Source organism: Vreelandella lionensis, from assembly GCF_002087295.1.
GTDB classification, from domain to species: Bacteria; Pseudomonadota; Gammaproteobacteria; order Pseudomonadales; family Halomonadaceae; genus Vreelandella; species Vreelandella lionensis.
Window position 1 is genome coordinate 78,201 of the sequence record NZ_MWVI01000089.1, and the last position, 13,645, is coordinate 91,845.

The window sequence follows — 13,645 nt, forward strand, 5'->3', positions numbered from 1 at the left end:
GACATACAGCAACATACCAAGACCAATGTCGCCCTGATAAAGTACGCGCATTTGGCACAGTCCTGATAGAATCGCCCCTTTTTTCGCGCCAGCCGCACACACGCACGACGAATTCATTTGTTGCTGCTGCGGCAACCCTGTACTGGAGCCTAAGTTATGGCCGCTACGCCTACTCCCCTTGAAGTGCGCAATATTAAAAAGCGCTTTGGCGATACAGAAGTCCTCAAAGGCCTCTCTCTGGAAGCCCAAAAAGGTGACGTCATCACCCTCATTGGTGCCTCAGGGTCAGGCAAAAGCACCTTCTTGCGCTGCATGAACCTGCTGGAACAGCCGGACGACGGCGAACTGTACGTTCACGGCGAGCAAATCCGCTTTAAAACCACCAAGCACGGCCGCGAGCCAGCGGACTGGAAACAGGTGGTTCAAGTGCGCGCCAAGCTCTCCATGGTGTTCCAGAGCTTCAACCTATGGGCGCACATGACGCTTTTGGAAAACATCATCGAAGCACCGATTCACGTGCTCGGCAAGCCGAAAAAAGAGGCCATTGAGCACGCCCACGCACTGCTGGACCGCGTAGGGCTTAGCGCTCGCGCCAACGCCTACCCGGCACAAATGTCCGGCGGCCAGCAGCAGCGCGGCGCGATTGCCCGGGCGCTGGCCATGAACCCTGAAGTGATGCTGTTTGACGAGCCGACCTCAGCGCTCGACCCGGAACTGGTGGGCGACGTGCTGAAGGTCATGCGTGACCTGGCCGATGAGGGACGCACCATGGTCGTGGTCACCCACGAAATGAGCTTTGCCCGCGACGTTTCCAGTAAAGTCATCTACTTGCATCAGGGCTTGGTAGAAGAGCAAGGGGCTCCCGACGATGTACTCGGTAACCCACAGTCGCCGCGCCTAAGCAGTTCCTGGCTCCCAAATACTGATCCGCGAGGCACCCACACCATGCTCGATTTGCAAGGTTACGGCCCCCGCCTGATCGAAGGGGCGGGCGTTACCATTCAACTGGCCGTTCTGTCGCTGATACTGGCGGTTATTCTTGGTCTACTCACCGCCAGCGCCAAGATGTCGCGTAACTGGTTTTTACGCCGCACTGCGACTGTTTACACCACGGTGATTCGTGGAGTGCCAGATTTAGTCCTGATGATGCTGCTGTTCTTTGGCGGCCAGATCGGCGTCAACGCCATCAGCGACATGCTGTATTACAATTATGAAATTGATATTTATATTAATTTCAACGCCTTTGCCGCCGGTGTACTCACCATTGGCTTTATCTTTGGTGCCTATATGGGCGAAACCTTCCGCGGCGCGTTTATGGCAGTGGACAACGGTCAGATTGAAGCCGGCAAAGCTTATGGTATGAGCGATGGGCTAGTGTTTCGACGCATCCGCTTTCCCCAGATGATGCGCCACGCGCTGCCTGGCCTCTCTAACAACTGGATGGTACTGCTCAAAACCACCGCGCTAGTGTCAGTAATTGGCTTGACCGATATGGTGCGAGTTGCCGCTGAAGCCTCCCGCGCTACCCATGAGCCTTTTGTGTTTTTAATCCCTGTGGCGGTGGCTTTTCTTCTAATTGCCAGCGTCTCTGAGTTGATTTTTGCACGGCTACAAAAACGTTACGACACCGGCTTTGGGGGGCAGTGACATGTTAGATATCTCTGCATGGTTTAACGATCTGCTGGCAGACAACCTGATTTTCACCCCCACCACCCGGGGCTACTACTGGGAAGGCTTGGTGACCACCACACAGCTGGTGTTTCTATCGCTGGTGGCCGGGTTAATTCTTGCGGTTCCGCTGGCCATTATGCGCAGCTCCAAGCATAAGTGGATCAGCCTGCCGGTCTACCTCTATACCTACGTGTTTCGCGGCACGCCGCTGCTGATCCAGCTCTACATCATCTACTACGGCGTTGCGTTCATCGACGGTATCCAGGAAACCTTCCTGTGGCCAGTGCTAAGAGAAGCCTTCTACCCGGCGCTTATCGCCTTTACGCTCAATACGGCGGCCTACACCACCGAGATCTTCCGTGGGGCGATCAAAGCCACGTCTAAAGGCGAGATCGAAGCAGCGCGAGCCTACGGCATGTCGCAAAACCTAATGATGCGGCGGACTATTCTGCCCAGCGCCTTTCGTCGTGCGCTGCCCGCTTACGGCAATGAAGTCATCTTCATGCTGCACGCCAGCGCGATTGCTAGCGTGGTCACGCTAATGGATCTCACCGGCGCGGCACGCTTTGTGTATGCCCGCTTTTATGCGCCGTTTGATGCCTTCCTGTTTGTCGCGGCCATCTATCTCTGCTTAACCTTTGCGATTTTGTATTTTTTCCGCTTCCTGGAGAAAAAATTGCTGGACCACCTGCGGCCACAAAATTCCTAGCTACAATAAATCCAACACGTCCAGCGTAAAACAAACGTTGGTTTATATGCAGGTCCCCCCTTTTCGCCAACCTCAACCTGGGGTAGCTTAAAGGGGATCACCTTCGGTGAACCTGTTTCTATTGGAGTATAAAATGAAAAAACTGCTGACTGTTTCCCTGCTGGGTTTGGCCGTTGCCGCAGCATCTTCTGCACAAGCACGCGACTACGACAACGTGCGCATTGGCGTTGACGTTCCCTACGAGCCAATGGAGTACCGCACCGCTGAAGGTGAGCTGACCGGTTTCGATATCGACCTGGGCAACGCCCTGTGCGAGCGCATCGGTGTTACCTGTGAGTGGGTCGAGCAGGAGTGGGACGGCATTATTCCTGGCCTGATGTCACGCAACTACGATGCGATCATGTCCTCCATGACCATCAACGACGAACGCCGCCAGCAGGTGCTGTTTTCTGACCCCTACATCACCATGCCGTCTGCCTGGTTCGCACCCAGCAGCCTAGGTATCAGCGAAGCCAATGAAGAGACCCTGGCGGGCAAAACCATCGGCGTTCAGCGTGGCACTCTGCAGGATAACTACGTTACCGATAACTTCAGCAGCGTCGCTGAAATCAGCCGCTACTCCACCGCCGACGACATGGTGCTGGATATGGAAGCACAGCGTCTGGATATCGTCTTCCTCGACTTCCCGATCGGCCAGTCCACGCTGCTAGAGAGCGAAGAAGCTGAGTACGTGGTTGTAGGCGAGCGCATCAGCGAACCTAAAGAGTACTTCGGCGACGGTTTCGGTATCGCCTTCCGTCAGCGTGACGAAGCGCTGGCCGAACAGTTCAATGAAGCCCTTGCTGAGCTTCAGGAAGACGGCACTTACGATGAAATCTACGCCCGTTACTTCGGGGAAGAGTAAGCGCTAGCTGCTTACGTGTGCCTCCCCACCTGGGGAGGCACGCAAGCGAGACGCCATCATGCCCTCACTCCGCATCTTACCTCCCGCGCTTCATGCGCTCTGCCCAGGTACCCGAGGCACCATTGCCCGTTTCTACCTGAGCGAATGGTTCGACGAATAGCCCTACCCTCCTTTTGGCATGCCCATGCCAACTCACGCCCCTGCGCGTGAACGTTGCCATGCGTGAAAGACGCACGGCACTCCTGCGCTTAGCGCACCCCATGCTGTAGCCGCCCTTTCAGGCGCTTGGCATTACGCAACACCCACATACCTACTAATAATCGCTTCAGGAGACTGACTATGCGTTATGCAACGCTGTCCGTGGCCGCTATTCTTGCGGCAGGTGTTTCACTCTCATTGGTATCCACTGCCGCACTGGCGCGGGATTACCGACGAGGTCCGTCTGGGGGTCGATGTTCCCTACGAACCGTTTATGTACCGCGAGGCCGACGGCACGCTCACCGGTTTTGAAATCGAGCTGGGCAACGCCGCCTGCGACTACTTAGAAGTCAGCTGCACCTGGGTTGAGCAAGACTGGGACGGCATCATTCCAGGCCTATTGGCACGCAACTACGACGCCATCATGTCTTCCATGGCGATCACCGACGAGCGCGCCCAGCGCGTGCTGTTCTCCGAGGCCTACTACACCACCCCCAGCGCCTGGATCACCACCCGCGATAAAGAGATCGATATCGAAGACCGCGCCAGCCTGGAAGGTTTAACCGTCGGCGTGCAGCGGGCGACGTTGCAGGACAACTACGTCACTCAGCTTTATGGCGATGTGTTGGAGATCCGCCGCTATACCGGCGCGGACGATGTGGTCACCGACCTGATGGGAGGCCGCCTAGACCTCACCTTCATGGACTACCCCATCGCCGAAGCCACCATTGAGATCGACACCCCGGAAAGCGATTTCCAACGCATCAGCGACTTCATCAAGCAGCCCGAAGAGATCTTTGGCCAAGGCGTGGGCATGGCGTTTCGTCCCCGTGATGAAGCGCTCGCCGAGCGCTTTAACGAGGCTCTGCGTGCGCTCAAAGAGAACGGCACTTATGATGAAATCATGAACCGTTACTTCAACTACGATGTACGCTTATAAGCGATCTGTTTAAATAGCGTAACGATATCAACACCAGCGCCGACCCCAGGTCGGCGCTTATCGTTTGCCCATTACTCTCCTGGGAAGCCCATGCTGACACTTGTAAAAAACGCCCAGCTCTTTGCCCCTGAACCTCGCGGGTTGTGCCACCTGCTGATTGCCGACCAGCGCATTGCGGCGGTGCTGGATGCCAGCGAGACGTACCAGTTGGGTACGCTTATCAAACACACCGTAGACCTGGAAGGCCGACGCGTGATTCCCGGCCTGGTCGACCCGTTGGTGCACTACATTGGCGGCGGCGGTGAAGGCGGCTTTGGCAACCGCACCGCCGAACTCAGCCTAGACGATGCCTGCGCTTCGGGTGTGACCACGCTGATTGGTGCACTGGGCACTGATGCCCTCACCCGCACCCCCGCCAACCTGATTGGCAAGGCACGGGAGCTAGCCGCAGGCGGGCTAAGCACCTATGCCTACACTGGCTCTTATCAGCTACCGCCGGTGACGCTGACCGGTTCGGTGGCCAGCGACATTCTCTATATTCCGGAATTTCTCGGCGTGGGCGAAGTGGCGATTAGCGACCATCGCGGCTCCCAGCCCACTACCCAAGAGCTTACTCGGCTAGCCTCCGACGCCCGCACCGCCGGGCTACTGGCGGGCAAATCAGGCATCGTGTTCATTCACACTGGCGACGCCGACTCCCACCTGGAGCCGCTGCGCCAGGTCGCCAAAAACAGCGCCATCCCGCTGGCCCAGTTCTACCCTACCCATATCAACCGTACCGCTGCGCTGTTCGAAGATGGCCTGCGCTTTGCCCGTGAAGGTGGGCGCATCGATTTCACCACCAGCACCACGCCGGAGCTGCTGGCTGGTGGCGAAGTACCCGCCTCTGAAGCAGTAGCGCGGGCGCTGAAAGCGCGGATCGAGCCGAGCCAGCTCAGCCTCTCATCAGATGCCAACGCTTCGCTGCCAGAATTTGATGACCAGCATCGGTTTATCGGCCTAAAACCCGGTAAACTCAGCAGCCTGTTCGAGGTGCTAGGTGAGTGTATCCATGAGCACCAGATCAGCATGGAGCACGCGCTGCATTGCGCCTCCACCACCGCCGCCAATGCCTTAAAGCTGCCACAAAAAGGCCGCCTTACGACCGGTTCGGATGCGGATTTTATCGTGCTAAGCGAAGAACGCTGGGCCATTGATCATGTCTGGGCGCTGGGTAAACCGATTTTCAGCGCAGGCTAATCCCCCATCCTCCCAGCGAACTTGCTTAGCCAAACCGGGTCTTTACTATCACTGAACCACATACAAGGAGGTAGCATGGCTGAATCGACGGCGGCTCACGCAACGCCACAGGCAAGCACCGCAGAAGTGTTCCGCCCCTCTTCCCACTGGACCGCCTGGGGACAGTGGCTGGCGCTGTTTACCATGACAGTGGACCACCTGACCCGCTACGTGCTGCCGGGGGATTGGGATTTAGGTTGGGCAGGCTCTTCGATTGGACGCATTGCGTTTCCGCTATTTGCCGCCATGGTGGCGTGGCATGGCTTGTTTAATACGCGTAATCCGCTGCGCTACTCGCGGCGGATTTTGATTATCGGACTCGCCGCACAGTTGCCCTATATGCTGATGCCCCGTGCCTCTGATGCGTTTATCTTAAACGTCTGCTTCACCTTGGCCAGCGGCTTGGCACTGGGTGCTTTGGTGCGCCAGGGCTGGCAGCACTACCAGCAACAAACCTTAGGTTTGGGCTGGCTGATGCTGGGAGCCGCGGTGGGTGTGACCGTGTGGTACCTGCTTGGCTTCTGGGTGGAGTATGGCCATAACGGCCTGCTGCTGATCCCGCTGTTTATGTTTGCCATGCAGGCGCTCAGCGAAACTCGTAACGTGCTGAAATCTCGCCTCTGGGCGGGGCTGGCGGCGTTTCCCGTGCTGTGGATTGCCGGGCAAATGAACGCTTCTGATATGGCTAAATCATTTACCGTCGCCACCTGCGTCATTGTGCTAATGCTGGCCGCCGGTGCCGCTCAGCGCGTGCCCCCCGTGGCGCTTGAGATGCCGCGCCGCCTATGGCTTGCCTGGTACCCGGGGCACTTTGCGTTGATCGCCCTGTGGTTACTGCTTAGCGGTCAACTGGCAGGTTAGGCGCCTGCTCAGCGACCCGTTTATTCACTTCATCGCGCATCCAGGGCTGGTAGCGGCGCAGCCGCGCCCGGCCCTCGGTTTTGGCCTGATACATCGCCATATCTGCCTGTTTTAGCACATCGGTATGGTCAAAGGCTGCCGCGTCAAAACAGGTGTAGCCCATACTGGGCGTTACTTCTACCCAGCGGCTCTCTAAGCGGTATTCACCTGCCAGCGCCTGCTGCACTGTTTCCATATAGCGGGCGGCCGCTGCGTTTAACGCCTCACTCTCCGTCACATCAAACAGTGCGAGCAGCACAAATTCATCGCCGCTCAGACGGGCGGCCATATCATCGTTTTGCAGACACGACTCCAATCGGCGCGCTACCTGTACTAATAAGTCATCCCCTGCTGCGTGGCCCAGGGTGTCGTTAATCAGCTTAAAGCGGTCCATATCCATAAACATCACCAAGCCACCGCGCTGGTCGTTGTCCTGCTCGTTACATAGCGCCTCTAATCGCTCGATAAACAGCCTGCGGTTGGGTAAATCGGTCAATGCATCGTAATAAGCTTGGCGGTAAATAATCGCCTCGCTGCGCTTTCGCTCGGTGAAGTCTTCAATAATCGCCACACCGCCCACCATCTGGTTGCTGGCGCTATGCACCCCATTGAAGAACGCCCGCAAGGGCGTGCCCACACTGGATTTGGGCAGTTGATAAGTGCCTTCGTAGTAGCCCGTGCCTTTCTCCAGCGCATCCCTCACCGCCTGGGCAACCCCTCGGTCGGCGGAACGGTCCAGCATGCGGTAGCCGAGTAACTTCGAGCGCTCCACGCTCAGGATATCCAGCAGTTTGCTATTGCAGTCGGTAATCTGCCCCTGCTCATCAAAGTGCAGTACGCCTAGCGGCGAGTGCTGAAAAATAGAGCGATAGCGGTTTTCGCTTTCGCGCAGTTGCGCCTCCCGGGCGGCCATGTTCACTCGCAGGGCAATATTGTCGTGAATAGTACGGCTAAAGCGGCGGCTAGTGGCGATGATCAAACCCAAAAAAAGCACCAGCATCAGGCCGATTAAAATAGAAAGCGGCGAGCCCTGAAACAGAAACTGAGCTTAAGCGGCAGCAAAATGGGAAGCACAAAGCCAATGGCGATCCACCACACGGAAGAGAGCGTGGTCACGCCCCCTGCCGCAATCCCGGCCAGCACAATCGAGAGCGCGGCAATTTGGGCGGGGTGATTGTGGCTAAACAGCAGCACGCCGGAGGCGCCCCACACGCAGCCAGAAGCAATCGCCCCCACAGCAAACCAACGCAGCCAGCGCTGGCGCTGCTGGCTGTAGAGCAGGCAGGCGCTTAAACCGCTGGGCCAGCAGTAACCTCAACCCTGAAATCACCACCAGCACCGTAAACCAACCCAGCAGTAGCGTCGCATCCACCACTGGCCACAGGGCCGCCCCCAACAGCCCGCCCGCCAGTACGCTGCTCAGCACCGGCTGCCATAGGTTGTCGCAACGTAGGCGCACTTTTTCGCCACGCAAACGCTGCATGGTTATATGGTGGTCACGTTGATAGCCACTACGCAGCCCGGAGGCCATCGCCGTGGCGGCGAGGGGTGTGGGGGGCGACATACAAACTCCCTGTTCTTCAGTCGGCTTAACGCCAATCTTATTGGTTAGGCTTTTTTTAATACATCTGTTTTAGCACGTTTAAGTCACAAAAGTAGTGACCATCAGAAATTAAAAAGCCGCCTTTTCAGGCGGCTTCGTTGTTCATAACGTAGATTCAAAACTCCACTCAACGGGGGGCGCATCGGGTATCAACGCCTGACAAGCACGCACTTTTTCAAGCAGCTCGGCGTGACTCGACGCCACGACGTTAACGTGAGCCAGCTTACGCCCTGGGCGCTCGGCTTTGTCGTAGCGATGCAAGTGGGTGTCGGCAATGGCTAGCAGCGCGGCGTTATCACCTTCCAGGCCAATCACATTCACCATGCAGGTAGGTGCAACGGGATTCGTCGCGCCTAACGGCAAGCCTTGAATAGCCCGCAGATGGTTCTCGAACTGGCTGGTCACTGCGCCGTCCATCGTCCAGTGGCCGGAGTTATGCACCCGCGGGGCCATTTCGTTGGCCAGCAGGCTGCCGTCGCGGGTTTGGAACAGCTCCAGCGCCAACACGCCCACGTAATCCAGCTCGTCCAGCAACACACGAATGTAGTTATCGGCGGCTTGTTGAACGCTGGCGTCCAAATCCGGTAGCGGAGCCCCGCGGAGTAGCGCAGAATGCCACCCACGTGCTGGTTTTCCGCCATGGGGTAGAACACCACGTCCCCATCGCGGCCGCGTACGGCAATCATCGAGACTTCGCGTACAAAATCGACAAACGCCTCAACGATCAGCTGCGAATGGCCAATGGCATCCCACGCCTCTTGCGCCTGCTCCGGCGCTTTCAGTACCGCCTGGCCCTTGCCGTCATAGCCTTCGGTAACCGATTTTGCTACCACTGGGCAGCCTAGTTCGGCGGCAGCGGCAGCGAGCTGTTCGGCGCTTTCCACCACGCGGTAGGCTGGTGTCGGAATGCTCAGGCGGTCAAACAGCGCCTTCTCTTCTACCCGATTCTGGCACACCGCAATAGCGCGGCTGCCGGGGTAAACCGGCTTATGCTGCTCAATCTGCTTTACCAGCTCAACGGGGAGGTGCTCGAATTCGTAGGTCACTACATCGACCTTATCGAGAAACGCCGCCAAATGCTGGTTATCCGGGTCGACAATCACCTCGCCAATACCCGCGCTGGGATTACCAGTGGTATCTAAAAACGTAAACGTGTTGCCCAGCGGATAACCTGCCAGCGCCAGCATACGCCCGAGCTGGCCTGCACCGAGGACGCCAATGTTTTTTGCAATCATATGTTTTGCACTCTGTGCGCTCATGATGGCTACCTATTGGGCCGAGGAGTCTACGTCAGGGCGCGGGTCGGGGTTATCCAACACCAACTGGGTCTGCTCGGCGCGGAACGCCTCAACAGCTTCGCGCACGGTGCTGTCCTGAAGGCCCACAATTTGTGCGGCCAGCAGGCCTGCGTTGGTGGCACCGGCTTTGCCAATAGCCAGGGTGCCTACCGCAATGCCACCCGGCATTTGGGCAATAGAAGGCAGTGAATCCAAGCCCTTCAGCGCTTTAGACTCCACCGGCACACCCAGCACCGGCAGCGCCGTTGGTGACGCGACCATCCCCGGCAAATGAGCGGCACCGCCTGCGCCTGCCACAATCACCTGCAGGCCACGCTCAGCGGCACTTTTTGCATATTCGAACAGCAGGTCGGGTGTGCGATGCGCCGATACCACACGGGTTTCGTAGGGAACGCCCAACCGCTCTAACATCGCCACCGCGTGCTCCATGACCGGCCAATCAGACTTCGACCCCATGATCACGCCCACCTTGGGTGCGCTGTTCGACATGCAAAACTCCTCGGCCAACGGCCTATTTAAGCTAGAAAGCAGTCCATAAGCCGCGCACAGTGCGCAGCTCACTCAGAAATAGGAAGGCGCATAGTTTACCAGAGCCACGGGCATTTGCGGGTGTTACTCGCTGCGTGAAATTTTCATCAAATTAGGCATTGAAAACCGCGTGAGTTGGCGGCATTGTGTATTTGTCATTTCCGACTGATGGAGTCACATGAGTACGGCATACTCAACTGCTCACGCAGAATCATTAGATCCTCCGCGAAGCAGCCCTGACCTCGATGTCAGGGAATTAGAAAAACGTACGCGCCTCATGCGTATTATTACCCGCCTGATCGCCGTATCAGATCTGGGAAGCCGCGAAATAGCCCGCCAGGCTGGCTTACCCGTTCAAAAGATCAGCGACCTGCTCGCCGGAAGGCTAGAGCATCTGGACATCAACGAGCTTAATGTCCTGCGTCGCACGTTAGAGCTGGAGGCGCCATAGCAGCCACGCCACCTCCCCGCTAACTCTCACCGCTTGAGTATTTCCCCGCCCCGGTTACTGGGGCGGAATCATTACGCCGCCTAACGCCACCACGATGACCACCAGCCATGCAGGCAGTTTCCACACGGTGAGCAGCAAAAAGCCCGTCAACGCCAGCACGAACTCGTAAGGCCCAAGAATGGCACTGGTCCACACCGGCTGATAAAGCGCCGCGCCTAAAATACCCACCACCGCCGCATTGGCACCGCGCATCAGCGCTTGTGCACTGCTCCACTGGCGGAACTGATTCCAAAACGGCAGCACGCCGACCAGTAGCAAAAACCCCGGCACAAAAATCGCCAGCAGCGCCAAAAGCGCGCCAATCACGCTGGGTATCCCTGGCAGCAGCGCCCCTAAATATGCAGCAAACGTAAACAGCGGCCCCGGCACCGCTTGTGCCGCGCCGTAACCCGCTAAGAATTCATCTGCCGTGACCCAACCCGATTGCACTACTTCCGCTTCTAGCAGCGGCAGCACCACATGGCCACCGCCAAACACCAGCGCGCCTGAACGGTAGAACGCATCGACGACGTTCAACCAACCGGCACTCGCCGCTAACAGCGGTAAGAGCACCAACAAAGCGGCGAATAAACCTAATGCTAGCGTGCCCGCTCGGCGTGTCACCGGGAAGTGCAGCGATTCGCTAGATGATGCTGCAGCGCTTTGGCGACAAAGCAGCAGCCCCGCCACGCCGCCCAGCACAATCGCCGCCACCTGCCCCAACGGCCCGCTGACCAGCACCACCGCCAACACTGCTGCCAGGGCAATGCCCGTGCGGGTTTTATCCGGGCAGAGGTTGCGCGCCATGCCCCACACCGCGTGGGCCACAATGGCCACCGCCACCACTTTTAAGCCGTGAATGATGCCGCTGGCCACCGGGCCATCCAGCACCGCCGCGCCCAATGCAAACAGCACCAGCACGATGGCAGAGGGTAGCGTAAACGCCAGCCACGCCATTGCCGCCCCCCAGGGGCCAGCGCGCATCAAACCCAAGGCAAAGCCTACCTGGCTACTGGCTGGCCCCGGCAAGAACTGGCACAGCGCGACCAAATCCGCGTAGGCCTGCTCGCTGAGCCACTGGCGGCGTTCGACAAACGCCGTGCGAAAGTAGCCCAGGTGCGCCACCGGACCGCCAAAGGAGGTCAGCCCCAGCGCTAAAAATGCCCAAAACACCTCGCTGGCTCGTCCTCGTATCTTATTCTCTACCGCCATCGTGCCCACCGTTTACTCATTAAAAAGCGCAAGGCGTTAAGGGTACGCCTTGCGCTTGACGACTTAGTGACAGCCTAACCGTGCCGGTGACTCTTCACAGGTTATTCTTGGTCGGTCACCGCACCGGTACTGGCCGAGCTGACCAATTTGGCATACTTCGCCAACACGCCTTTACGATAGCGCGGCTCAGGCTGTTGCCAAGCCGCACGGCGGCGCATCATCTCTTCATCGCTGATATGCACATCAATGGTATCGGCTTCGGCATCAATGGTGATGGGGTCGCCATCTTCAACCAGCGCCAGCGGGCCGCCGTCGAAGGCTTCCGGCGACACATGCCCCACCACGAACCCGTGGCTGCCGCCGGAGAAGCGGCCATCGGTAATCAGCGCCACATCGTTGCCCAAGCCACGGCCCATAATGGCCGAGGTAGGCGTGAGCATTTCGCGCATGCCGGGGCCGCCTTTTGGGCCTTCGTAGCGAATCACCACCACATCGCCCGCCACTACGGTACCATCGTTGATGCGTGCCTGGGCTTCCTCTTCCGAGCCAAACACCCGCGCCGAGCCGCTAAAGCGCGTGCCCTCTTTACCGGTGATTTTCGCCACCGCCCCTTCCGGCGCTAAGTTGCCAAACAGAATACGCAGGTGGCTTTCGGCTTTGATCGGGTTACCCAGCGGCGCGATGATTTGCTGATCCATCGGGTACGGCTCGACGTTAGCGAGGTTTTCCGCCAGCGTTTTACCGGTCACGGTTAAGCAGTTGCCGTTAAGCAGCCCAGCATCCAGCAGGATTCTCATCAGCGGCTGAATGCCGCCAATCGCCACCAGCTCGCTCATCATGTAGTGGCCGCTGGGGCGCAGGTCGGCCAGCACCGGCACGCGCTTACCGATCTCGGTGAAGTCTGCCAGGGTCAGCTCGACACCGATGGTGCGCGCCATGCCAATCAGGTGCAGCACCGCATTGGTGGAGCCACCCAGGGCAATCACCACGGTCACGGCGTTCTCGAACGCCTCGCGGGTCATGATATCGGAGGGCTTGATGTCTTGCGCCAGCAGCGCCAGCACGGCTTCGCCAGCGGCTTTGCAGTCATCGCGTTTCTCTTGGGAGATGGCATTCTGCGCCGAGCTTCCCGGCAGGCTCATACCCAGTGCTTCAATGGCCGAAGCCATGGTGTTGGCGGTGTACATGCCCCCACAGGAGCCAGGGCCAGGAATGGCGGTCTCTTCGATGTTTTTCAGCTCGATCAGGTCGATGTCGCCACGGGAGTGGGCGCCCATCGCTTCGAACACCGAGACAATATCGGTGTGGCCCTTGCCGGGCATGATGGTGCCGCCGTAAACGAACACGCTGGGGCAAGCCGTGCCAGCCCCATCACGCAGCCCGGCATGTTCTTATCGCAGCCGCCAATCGCCACCAAGCCATCAAAGCCTTCGCAGCCCGCCACGGTTTCGATGGAGTCGGCAATCACTTCCCGCGAGACCAGCGAGTACTTCATTCCTTCGGTGCCGTTGGCAATGCCATCAGAAATGGTAATGGTATTGAACACCACGCCTTTGCCTCCGGCGGCATCGCCCCATCCCGGGCAAGCTCCGCCAGCTCACCAATATGGCTATTACACGGCGTCACCATACTCCAGGTAGACGCGATACCTACCTGAGGCTTTTGAAAATCGTCATCGTTGAAGCCCACGGCGCGCAGCATGGCGCGGCTAGCCGCTTTACCGGGGCCATCCACCACCGGGGCAGAGTGGCGGCGGGTATTATTTTTTGTCGGCTCGGTCATCACGGACTCCTCTCCATTCATGGCAAAGGCCACAGCTTGGCGATATATCTTACATCCCGCAAGGTACTTAACCTATGGAACCATAGCGTCACCGCTACCCGTGACGCTGATTGCCGTGAAGGAACGCCGCCG

At 58.3% G+C, this 13,645-nt stretch carries 12 protein-coding genes and 3 pseudogenes; 8 read left to right on the forward strand and 7 right to left on the reverse strand.

Features of this window, described 5'->3' with window-relative positions:
• The first annotated feature begins 156 nt into the window (after positions 1-156).
• The 7 genes and pseudogenes from B4967_RS13625 to B4967_RS13655 all read left to right on the forward strand — a co-directional run bounded on the left by B4967_RS13625 (position 157) and on the right by B4967_RS13655 (position 6,561).
• Positions 157-926: pseudogene (locus B4967_RS13625) on the forward strand (ABC transporter ATP-binding protein).
• Between the two features lie 19 nt (positions 927-945).
• Positions 946-1,647: an ABC transporter permease gene (locus tag B4967_RS13630; RefSeq protein WP_083025764.1), complete on the forward strand. Its 702-nt coding sequence runs from the start codon at positions 946-948 to the stop codon at positions 1,645-1,647.
• Between the two features lies 1 nt (position 1,648).
• Positions 1,649-2,380 (forward strand): ABC transporter permease, encoded by a 732-nt coding sequence (locus B4967_RS13635; RefSeq protein WP_083025766.1) that lies wholly within the window; start codon positions 1,649-1,651, stop codon positions 2,378-2,380.
• A 133-nt stretch (positions 2,381-2,513) separates the two neighbouring features.
• On the forward strand, positions 2,514-3,284 hold the full coding sequence (locus tag B4967_RS13640; protein ID WP_083025767.1) for a transporter substrate-binding domain-containing protein: 771 nt from the start codon (positions 2,514-2,516) through the stop codon (positions 3,282-3,284).
• 346 nt (positions 3,285-3,630) lie between these two features.
• Positions 3,631-4,422, forward strand: a complete 792-nt coding sequence (locus tag B4967_RS13645) for a transporter substrate-binding domain-containing protein (RefSeq protein ID WP_243470591.1) — start codon at positions 3,631-3,633, stop codon at positions 4,420-4,422.
• Between the two features lie 90 nt (positions 4,423-4,512).
• Positions 4,513-5,661 (forward strand): beta-aspartyl-peptidase, encoded by a 1,149-nt coding sequence (gene iadA, locus B4967_RS13650; protein WP_083025769.1) that lies wholly within the window; start codon positions 4,513-4,515, stop codon positions 5,659-5,661.
• Positions 5,662-5,736: 75 nt separating this feature from the next.
• Positions 5,737-6,561, forward strand: coding sequence for a TraX family protein (locus B4967_RS13655; RefSeq protein WP_083025771.1), 825 nt, complete (start codon positions 5,737-5,739; stop codon positions 6,559-6,561).
• Here the strand turns inward: B4967_RS13655 and B4967_RS21065 are convergent.
• The 5 genes and pseudogenes from B4967_RS21065 to purE all read right to left on the reverse strand — a co-directional run bounded on the left by B4967_RS21065 (position 6,539) and on the right by purE (position 9,990).
• On the reverse strand, positions 6,539-7,585 hold the full coding sequence (locus B4967_RS21065) for a diguanylate cyclase domain-containing protein (RefSeq protein WP_340638777.1): 1,047 nt from the start codon (positions 7,583-7,585) through the stop codon (positions 6,539-6,541). The genes B4967_RS13655 and B4967_RS21065 overlap by 23 nt on opposite strands.
• Before the next feature lie 23 nt (positions 7,586-7,608).
• Positions 7,609-7,794 (reverse strand): hypothetical protein, encoded by a 186-nt coding sequence (locus B4967_RS21070; RefSeq protein ID WP_340638778.1) that lies wholly within the window; start codon positions 7,792-7,794, stop codon positions 7,609-7,611.
• Positions 7,781-8,164, reverse strand: a complete 384-nt coding sequence (locus B4967_RS21075) for a hypothetical protein (protein ID WP_340638779.1) — start codon at positions 8,162-8,164, stop codon at positions 7,781-7,783. The genes B4967_RS21070 and B4967_RS21075 overlap by 14 nt, the downstream gene beginning before the upstream one ends.
• 141 nt (positions 8,165-8,305) lie before the next feature.
• Positions 8,306-9,438 (reverse strand): annotated as a pseudogene (locus B4967_RS13665) (5-(carboxyamino)imidazole ribonucleotide synthase).
• A 33-nt stretch (positions 9,439-9,471) separates the two neighbouring features.
• On the reverse strand, positions 9,472-9,990 hold the full coding sequence (gene purE / locus B4967_RS13670) for a 5-(carboxyamino)imidazole ribonucleotide mutase (RefSeq protein ID WP_083025772.1): 519 nt from the start codon (positions 9,988-9,990) through the stop codon (positions 9,472-9,474).
• Between the two features lie 217 nt (positions 9,991-10,207).
• Here purE and B4967_RS20485 point away from each other — a divergent pair, with 217 nt between their 5' ends.
• Positions 10,208-10,480, forward strand: a complete 273-nt coding sequence (locus B4967_RS20485) for an XRE family transcriptional regulator (RefSeq protein ID WP_062362957.1) — start codon at positions 10,208-10,210, stop codon at positions 10,478-10,480.
• Between the two features lie 54 nt (positions 10,481-10,534).
• Here the strand turns inward: B4967_RS20485 and chrA are convergent, their stop codons facing one another.
• Positions 10,535-11,731 (reverse strand): chromate efflux transporter, encoded by a 1,197-nt coding sequence (gene chrA, locus B4967_RS13680; protein WP_083025795.1) that lies wholly within the window; start codon positions 11,729-11,731, stop codon positions 10,535-10,537.
• Between the two features lie 101 nt (positions 11,732-11,832).
• Positions 11,833-13,513, reverse strand: a pseudogene (ilvD, locus tag B4967_RS13685) (dihydroxy-acid dehydratase).
• Positions 13,514-13,645 lie beyond the last annotated feature (132 nt).

What these genes read in the sequence shown, in the direction of transcription:
- chrA (WP_083025795.1), bottom strand. Translation starts at nt 11,731, where the DNA reads ATGGCGGTAGAGAATAAGATACGAGGACGAGCCAGCGAGGTGTTTTGG.
- B4967_RS13630 (WP_083025764.1), top strand. Translation starts at nt 946, where the DNA reads ATGCTCGATTTGCAAGGTTACGGCCCCCGCCTGATCGAAGGGGCGGGC.
- B4967_RS21075 (WP_340638779.1), bottom strand. Translation starts at nt 8,164, where the DNA reads ATGTCGCCCCCCACACCCCTCGCCGCCACGGCGATGGCCTCCGGGCTG.
- B4967_RS13640 (WP_083025767.1), top strand. Translation starts at nt 2,514, where the DNA reads ATGAAAAAACTGCTGACTGTTTCCCTGCTGGGTTTGGCCGTTGCCGCA.
- B4967_RS13635 (WP_083025766.1), top strand. Translation starts at nt 1,649, where the DNA reads ATGTTAGATATCTCTGCATGGTTTAACGATCTGCTGGCAGACAACCTG.
- iadA (WP_083025769.1), top strand. Translation starts at nt 4,513, where the DNA reads ATGCTGACACTTGTAAAAAACGCCCAGCTCTTTGCCCCTGAACCTCGC.
- B4967_RS20485 (WP_062362957.1), top strand. Translation starts at nt 10,208, where the DNA reads ATGAGTACGGCATACTCAACTGCTCACGCAGAATCATTAGATCCTCCG.
- B4967_RS13645 (WP_243470591.1), top strand. Translation starts at nt 3,631, where the DNA reads ATGCAACGCTGTCCGTGGCCGCTATTCTTGCGGCAGGTGTTTCACTCT.
- B4967_RS13655 (WP_083025771.1), top strand. Translation starts at nt 5,737, where the DNA reads ATGGCTGAATCGACGGCGGCTCACGCAACGCCACAGGCAAGCACCGCA.
- purE (WP_083025772.1), bottom strand. Translation starts at nt 9,990, where the DNA reads ATGTCGAACAGCGCACCCAAGGTGGGCGTGATCATGGGGTCGAAGTCT.